General features: G+C 39.3%; 7 protein-coding genes, 1 tRNA gene and 1 pseudogene. 2 read left to right on the top strand and 7 right to left on the bottom strand.

The annotated features are described in order from the left end of the window. From AC33VI_RS15940 to rfbC, 5 genes and pseudogenes are all read right to left on the bottom strand, one after another. Positions 1 to 1,538: pseudogene (locus AC33VI_RS15940) on the bottom strand (hypothetical protein); the annotation flags it as partial. Positions 1,539 to 1,834: 296 nt separating this feature from the next. Next, on the bottom strand, positions 1,835 to 2,920 hold the full coding sequence (rfbB, locus tag AC33VI_RS15945; RefSeq protein WP_491783255.1) for a dTDP-glucose 4,6-dehydratase: 1,086 nt from the start codon (positions 2,918 to 2,920) through the stop codon (positions 1,835 to 1,837). Positions 2,921 to 2,940: 20 nt separating this feature from the next. After that, positions 2,941 to 4,014: a glucose-1-phosphate thymidylyltransferase gene (locus tag AC33VI_RS15950; protein ID WP_491783256.1), complete on the bottom strand. Its 1,074-nt coding sequence runs from the start codon at positions 4,012 to 4,014 to the stop codon at positions 2,941 to 2,943. A gap of 28 nt (positions 4,015 to 4,042) precedes the next feature. Beyond that, positions 4,043 to 4,951: a dTDP-4-dehydrorhamnose reductase gene (gene rfbD / locus AC33VI_RS15955; protein WP_491783257.1), complete on the bottom strand. Its 909-nt coding sequence runs from the start codon at positions 4,949 to 4,951 to the stop codon at positions 4,043 to 4,045. Next, complete coding sequence (gene rfbC / locus AC33VI_RS15960; RefSeq protein WP_491783258.1) at positions 4,948 to 5,493, bottom strand: dTDP-4-dehydrorhamnose 3,5-epimerase; 546 nt, start codon at positions 5,491 to 5,493, stop codon at positions 4,948 to 4,950. Before rfbC ends, rfbD begins: the two co-directional genes overlap by 4 nt. 505 nt (positions 5,494 to 5,998) lie before the next feature. On the opposite strand from rfbC, the gene AC33VI_RS15965 reads away from it, so the two are divergent. Next, positions 5,999 to 6,073 (top strand) — tRNA-Asp (locus AC33VI_RS15965). A 172-nt stretch (positions 6,074 to 6,245) separates the two neighbouring features. On the opposite strand, the gene AC33VI_RS15970 is transcribed toward AC33VI_RS15965, so the two are convergent. Beyond that, a complete protein-coding gene (locus tag AC33VI_RS15970) occupies positions 6,246 to 6,527 on the bottom strand; it encodes a DUF3987 domain-containing protein (RefSeq protein WP_491783261.1) in 282 nt (93 codons plus the stop codon). A 26-nt stretch (positions 6,528 to 6,553) separates the two neighbouring features. Here AC33VI_RS15970 and AC33VI_RS15975 point away from each other — a divergent pair, with 26 nt between their 5' ends. Beyond that, positions 6,554 to 6,946, top strand: coding sequence for a hypothetical protein (locus AC33VI_RS15975; RefSeq protein ID WP_491783259.1), 393 nt, complete (start codon positions 6,554 to 6,556; stop codon positions 6,944 to 6,946). A gap of 117 nt (positions 6,947 to 7,063) precedes the next feature. On the opposite strand, the gene AC33VI_RS15980 is transcribed toward AC33VI_RS15975, so the two are convergent. Next, a complete protein-coding gene (locus AC33VI_RS15980; RefSeq protein WP_491783260.1) occupies positions 7,064 to 7,201 on the bottom strand; it encodes a hypothetical protein in 138 nt (45 codons plus the stop codon). Positions 7,202 to 7,367 lie beyond the last annotated feature (166 nt).

Below are 7,367 nucleotides of genomic sequence, written 5' to 3' on the forward strand. Positions count from 1 at the left end.
AAATATGACGCACCTTCAAAATTAAAATTGTCTAGTTCTCTTACGGCATCTCTTTCTACTTCACTAGCAGTGTAGAAATGCACTCCCGAATCGTTATTGAAAAAGCGATAGACAGTACTACCAGTGAGCTCATCATCTCCGATATTGGGCTGTTCTCCTATTCCACCATTGTTATCATCTGGTTGTTCTTCTACACTGCCACCACTATCTTCATTAGAAATAGAAAATAATCCTGTTACTGGATTAACCCCAGGATTGGGTCTCAATGCACCAGTACCGTATAAATTATCGTCAAATTCAAAAATATCTGCACCAGATAACTCTAATGGTTCGCCATTTTCGTTAACAAATTCCGCATCAACTGGAATAGTTCCTTCTGGTGTTCCATCACTTTGCCATATTTGGCTAGTACCTGGATTATCACCCGATCTTACAAAATAAAGAGTTCCGTTGACATCTATGAAATCCTCCCCAATACGAGATTCACCTTCCGCAGAATCTATTACTAAATTAGTACCCTCAGTCGTACCATCACTTTGCCACAATTCTTGACGATTATCTCCATCAGAATCGGCAGTAAAAAATAAAGTATCTCCTACAGCAAGTAAATTTCCAGGATTTGAACCTTCATTGATAGGAGTACCATTCTGCCTTTCTTCAGGACGAATATCTCTAACTAATCTAGTCCCTTCGTCCGTACCGTCACTTACCCATAATTCCACGCCAATTTCTGGATCGTTAACTGTGAAAAATATTTTATCTTCCACAGCAGTAAAACTAGAGATATCCTGATTAGACTCTTCAAAATCTTCGAGCAAACGAGTTCCTGCGGCAGTACCATCGCTGACATATAGCTGTCCTAAAAAAGAGAAAAATACATTATCATCGGCAACGGCTACTTCATTAGCACCAGATTGATTGTTAGGAATATTAAAAATTAGCTGCGTACCGCCTGCAGTACCATCACTCCTATACAATCCAGAGTTGGCTGCATTATCAGCATCGAAAGCATTAAAGAAAATATCTCCGTCTAGTCCTTGTTCTGCAAATCGAGCAACATCAAAATTGATGACTAAATTAGTCCCCTCAGTAGTACCATCACTTACCCAAAGATTATGGCGATTTCTTTCATCTCGTACTGTAAAAAACAGTCTGCCATCAATATCGACGAAATTCGTAGGATTGCCCGAACCTTCGGGATCTGTATCTCTTAGAAGCTGAGTTCCGCCCGTAGCACCATTACTCAAATAAAGCTCTGTTCCGTTTTGTTCTCCAGAACCTGAAAAAAACAACTGTCCGTCGATTCCAATAGCACCTCCATTGGGACTATCTTCAGAGAAGTTAAAGCTAAAATTTTCATCTGGAATATCAGGATTGACTGCTGTGTCCAACAGGTTAATCGTTCCTGCGGATGTACCATCAGTACTCCATAATTGCTCTCCATCAACCGTAGTAAAATACAGCAAATTGCCTGCATCTACAAAATTTACAGGTGAGGAATCAAAGGAGTCAAAAGTTTGAATGATATTAGCTGTCATTATAAAACAAATGTATTTTATTCGACATTTAAAATATCATAAGAAGAATCAAAATTCAAATAGTATAAAAATTAATCGGCAAAAAAAAAGATAACAACATAAATTATAATGATTATAATTTACTAAATATTAATTTTTTAGCTTTTTCTTAAAATTAATTATTTATCAATAGTTTCCGATCTGAAAATGTTAATATCTATCAAAAAATAATATTAACAAACAAAAATATCTCCTCACAGTAATACACTTAAAATTCCTTTAATGTGAGGAGGCTAATAAAGATAAATCGAGTCGAACTAAGAATAACTATAAACTTTGGCGTAATAGTTTTTATATTCTTCGCTGAGTAATGGCTTCCACCAATCACTATTAGCTAGATACCATTCCACAGTGCGACGCAAACCCCCATCTACAGTTTCTTGGGGACTCCAGCCCAGTTCGTTTTTGATTTTACTAGCGTCGATCGCATAACGGCGATCGTGTCCTGCCCGATCTTTGACAAAAGTAATTAGTTTTTTAGATGGTCTGACGGGAAGATCTGGGGCTAATTCGTCCATCAAGGCGCACAATTTTTCTACCAAATCAATATTTTTAACTTCGTTGTTACCACCGACGTTATAAGTTTCTCCTGGTTTACCTTGGTGAATTACTGTATCCAAAGCGCGACAGTGATCTTCGACATACAACCAGTCTCTAATATTCTGTCCGTCGCCGTATACGGGCAGGGGTTTGCCCAAAAGGATATTAATGCACATCAAAGGAATCAACTTCTCTGGGAAGTGATAGGGACCATAATTGTTAGAGCAATTGGTAATTATAGTAGGCATTCCATAGGTATGGAAATAGGCTCGTGCGAGATGATCGCTACCAGCTTTGGAAGCGGAATAAGGACTGTTAGGGCTGTAGGGTGTAGTTTCGCTAAAAGCAGGATCGTCGGCTTCTAAACTACCATAAACTTCATCGGTAGAGACGTGCAGAAAGCGATCGCTCTCTGGTTGCTGCCGACTATTCCAACGCTGGCGAAAAGCTTCGAGGAGGGTAAAAGTACCTACTACATTAGTTTGAATAAATGCACCAGGTTCAATAATCGAGCGATCTACATGGGATTCTGCGGCAAAGTGAGCGACAGTATCGATATTTTCTGACTCTAGTAAATTGTCGATTAAAGGGCGATCGCAAATATCTCCCTGGACGAATTTCAAGTGGGAATTATTTTCCAGGCTGGCTAGATTGGCTTTATTTCCTGCATAGGTAAGGGCATCCAAAACCACTAGGTGATCGCTTTTATAGCTATTGCACCAATGATGGACGAAGTTAGAGCCAATAAAACCCGCCCCTCCTGTAATTAAAATATTGCGAGTTTTTCTATTTTCCTGTGTCATTAATGGTTATTGATATTAGTTTAGGTTAATTCGATTTTAGAATCGTCGCCAATCATGAAGCGTAGAGCTTTAGGGCGTTGGGGTGCTGCTTTAAGATGGGCTCTTTCTCCCACCAGACTATCGACAATGCGATCGCTAATTCCTTCCAGAGTCGCTCCTTGCAGAATCACACTATGTTCGATATCGATATCAATTAGAGTAGTACCATCGGCAATACTGCTATAAGGGCCAATAAAGCAATTTTCAATATGGCAATTATTCCCAATAGCTACAGGACCACGAATCATAGAATTGGTAATGCTAGAGCCTTTACCGACGCTGACTCGACCGCTAACTTTACTTTGGTCGTCAATTTTTCCTTCTAAGATTGATTCAATAGAATCATCTAAGATAATTTGATTGGCAGCTAAAAGATCGTCTTTTTTTCCCGTATCCAACCACCAGCCTTCTAGTTTGAAAGAGGCAACACTTTTTTGTTGGTCGATTAAATATTGAATGGCATCGGTAATTTCTAATTCTCCCCTAGCAGATGGTTTAATAGCTGCGATCGCATTATGAATTTCTTGGGAGAATAAATAAACTCCTACTAATGCCAAGTTGGAAGGAGGATCTTTAGGTTTTTCAATTAATGCTAATACTTTACCTCTGGCATCTACCTTTGCTACCCCAAAGGAACTAGGATTTTCTACTTCGCATAACAAAGTTAAAGCATCGAGATGTTGAGACTGAAATTTATCCAGGAATAAATCTAATTGACTTTGAACTAGGTTATCTCCCAAATACATCACAAAATCTGAGTCCCCTAAAAAGGGTTGAGCTACTTTTACAGCATGGGCTAAACCCAAAGGCTCGTCTTGTTTGATATAAGTGATTTTCGCCCCAAAGCGATCGCCATTACCAGTTTTAGATTTTACTTCTTCTCCTGTTTCGGGGCTAATAATAATCCCAATATCGGTAATACCTGCTGCGACAATCGACTCGATACCATACCAAAGAATTGGTTTATTGGCGACGGGTACTAGTTGTTTTGCTCCAGTATAGGTTAGGGGGCGCAATCTCGTACCTTTACCACCAGAGAGAATTATTGCTTTCATGGTTGTTATTTTGTGGGATTTATTCGGGTTAAATGGTTGATTGACTATTGGCTTTTAGATCTTTTAATTCAGCTAACATAGCCCTTAATGATTCTCGCCAATGGGGTGGATAAATCTCGGTAACTGTGGTGTATTTGCCTTTAGATAAAACCGAATAGGCGGGTCGTTGGGCGGGAGTAGGATAGTCAGCAGTAGTAATGGGATAGACTCTTTGAATTTTTAGAGGAAAGCCTAGTTTCTGTGCTTCTGCGAAAGTAGCCACTGCCAGATCGTACCAACTAGCAACACCACTATTACTAAAATGATAAGTGCCGTTAACCGTCGAATCTGTTTGGGCTTTAGTTAATAAATTAGTAATGGCTTCGGCAATATTGTAAGACCAAGTAGGGCTGCCAATTTGATCTGCAACTACTTTTAACTCTTCTCTTTCTTCTCCCAAGCGCAGCATGGTTTTAACAAAGTTACCATGTCCTCTAGAGCCATATACCCAGGCAGTGCGGAGGATAATATGGCGATCGCAGTTTTCTCTGACTCCTTTCTCCCCTAGTAGTTTTGATTCTCCATAGGCACCCAAAGGATCTGTAACATCGGTTTCCAGATAAGGAGTATGGTTTTTGCCGTTAAATACATAATCAGTGGAGATATGTACCACCATCGCCCCCAGATCTTGGGCTGCCAGGGCAATTTCTCTGGGAGCATTACCATTAATAGAGATCGCCAGATCTGTTTCGGTTTCAGCTTTATCGACCGCTGTATAGGCAGCAGCATTAACAATTATATCTGGTTTTATCTCGGCAATTTTGGCTTTGATTTGTTCTAGCTGAGTAAGATCTAATTCTTTTCTGTCAACACCAATAACTTTACCCAAACTAGTTAGGGTATGCTGCAATTCTTGTCCTACTTGTCCCGTAATGCCAATGAGTAAAATTTTGCTCACTCGAACACCTCTGCTTCTGCTAGAGGGGAGGCAGCTTTATCTTTTGCCGACAATACTGGCTCTCCTTCAATTTTCCAGTCGATATTTAACTCGGGATCGTTCCACAAAATCGATCGCTCGTATTCTGGGGCGTAATAATCGGTTGTTTTATATAAAAAGTCTGCTGTATCCGATAGCACCACAAAGCCATGAGCAAATCCAGGAGGAACCCAAAATTGCCTTTTATTAGTCTCACTTAATAAGCACCCTACCCACTGTCCAAAAGTAGGAGAGCCTTTACGAATATCCACTGCTACATCATAAACTTCTCCCGCCACAACTCTCACTAGTTTGCCTTGGGGTTGTTTTATTTGATAGTGCAAACCTCGCAAAACATTCTTAGCCGAGCGAGAATGGTTATCTTGTACGAATTGGGTAGTAACCCCTGTCTTTTCTGTAAAGGTTTTTTCATTGAAGCTTTCCATAAAAAAGCCCCGCTCGTCCCCAAATACTTTTGGTTCGACGATCAAAACATCGGGGATTGTTGTTTGAATAACATCCATGAGGCTTTATTCTCTAATAAGTTAAATTAAAACTTCTATTTCGTATAACTGCGGTGGATGAAATGTTATTTCGCCAATATAACGAAATTTTAAATAACCACACAAAAGTAGAATAACATTGAATTTGAGGTTATTTTAAGCAATGGTCGTACAGTTGTATAGTTTTTATCTCTATAGAGTTTTTTTTACTCTATTAATTTAAGATACATTTTTCGCTCCTGAGATAGCTTCAATAACATAATTTGACTCATTAATCATTACTCATAACTTGGAGCGCAGCCCAGCCTATTTTTATATCTCGAATCTTTTGCTCGATCTTTGTTGGTATTTTGGAAAACCCTTGTCGTCAAAGGATTTTCCAAAGAGTCTCAAAACTATAAAAAAGCTATTTTGAATATTTTGAGAGAGTAAATTTATTTTTTTGTTTATCTTCGGTTTTTATGTGTTAATATTAGATTCGTGACGAACAAAGAAAGACTCAGGTCAATCCTCATCAAACCAGATAGGGACTGTAGTTCAGTCGGTTTAGAATGCCTGCCTGTCACGCAGGAGGTCGCGGGTTCGAGCCCCGTCAGTCCCGTTTTTGAAATAGCATCTAACCCATACCCTGTAAAGTTTACAGAAGTTTAGAGCTAAAAATCTTCTAGTAATTTTCTAGTAGAAATGAAACCTATCTGTCTAAAAGTATGTAAGAAAGCTGGTTTTTGTAGTTCAAAAAACTACTTAGAGTAATATGCAATTCTAGTAATTTTCTAAGAGGTTTGTATTTTACCCAGTTGTTGATAAAGAGAATCAAGTAATTCATCGGTTTGAATAGAAGCAAAACCATCGGGGAACACTTTTTTCTTAACAGGTAGATTTACCCAAATAAATCTTGCCCAAAGCCCAGATGGATCGCTAAAATCTCCCATGCGCTTTTTAAGGATATCGGGTTGGATGCCACCTAGAATTGAATAGCCCGAACGAGAACAGCTAATTCTTGTACCTCCAGCACGATTAATTTTAAATCCAGTTCCATCTCTACAAAATAAAATCGTAGATAGAAATCATCAACGTCGATATGGCGAACAAAGGTAGACCTTGTAAGTTAACGCCCACTTTACAAGAGAAGATAGTCGAATTATTAAAGTTGGGTATTCCGCCACAAAAAGTTTGCGATCGCGTTAATATCGCCTACAGCACCTACAGAGAATGGATACAACGAGGTAACGGAGAAAATCCGAAAGATCGACCTAACAACGAACAATTTGCCGATTTTTCGGCAGAGGTTAATAAGGCGATCGCAATTGGTGAAATTAATTTATTGCAAAATATCAATAATGCAAGTAAAAATGATTGGCGGGCTGCTGCTTGGATTTTAGAAAGAAGATTTCCCGAACATTGGTCTAACAACCGTCGCGTAAAGGAACAAGCGGATAAAAAGGTCGAACAACTTTTAAATAAGTGGAGATGAAGCAAGCGATCGCATCAAGTATTAATTAGAGTTACGATCTTTGCAATTGTTTGTCTTAAGTAGATAGATGAAGGCTAAGAGGCTCGCAGTCACTCAATATAGCTTTAGATTGGTAAATCAATAAATACCGATCGCGATTTGAATTGCCCTTTGAATACGGGCGAATGATTCGGGGGTTATTTCGCCATAAGGACCATGTTCGAGATATTTTTTCTCTATATTTGTCAACACATCGCACATTGCTACAGAATCCACATTCAATCCTCCCTCGCCTTTTCGCAATGAACTGCTACGACCTGCTTCGCGAGGTCATAGTATCTAAAAACCTCGGTCAATTCAGGGACGGTTTTATTCGTCCTATTAGCTTCCCGTCTCATAGGCTCATGCCTCCACAGGCAGAACCGCCAGTTCCGTGCGGTTA

The organism is Waterburya sp. (assembly GCF_058530065.1).

Coding starts and splice junctions, on each gene's coding strand:
- rfbB (WP_491783255.1), bottom strand. CDS start 2,920: ATGACACAGGAAAATAGAAAAACTCGCAATATTTTAATTACAGGAGGG.
- AC33VI_RS15950 (WP_491783256.1), bottom strand. CDS start 4,014: ATGAAAGCAATAATTCTCTCTGGTGGTAAAGGTACGAGATTGCGCCCC.
- rfbC (WP_491783258.1), bottom strand. CDS start 5,493: ATGGATGTTATTCAAACAACAATCCCCGATGTTTTGATCGTCGAACCA.
- AC33VI_RS15975 (WP_491783259.1), top strand. CDS start 6,554: ATGGCGAACAAAGGTAGACCTTGTAAGTTAACGCCCACTTTACAAGAG.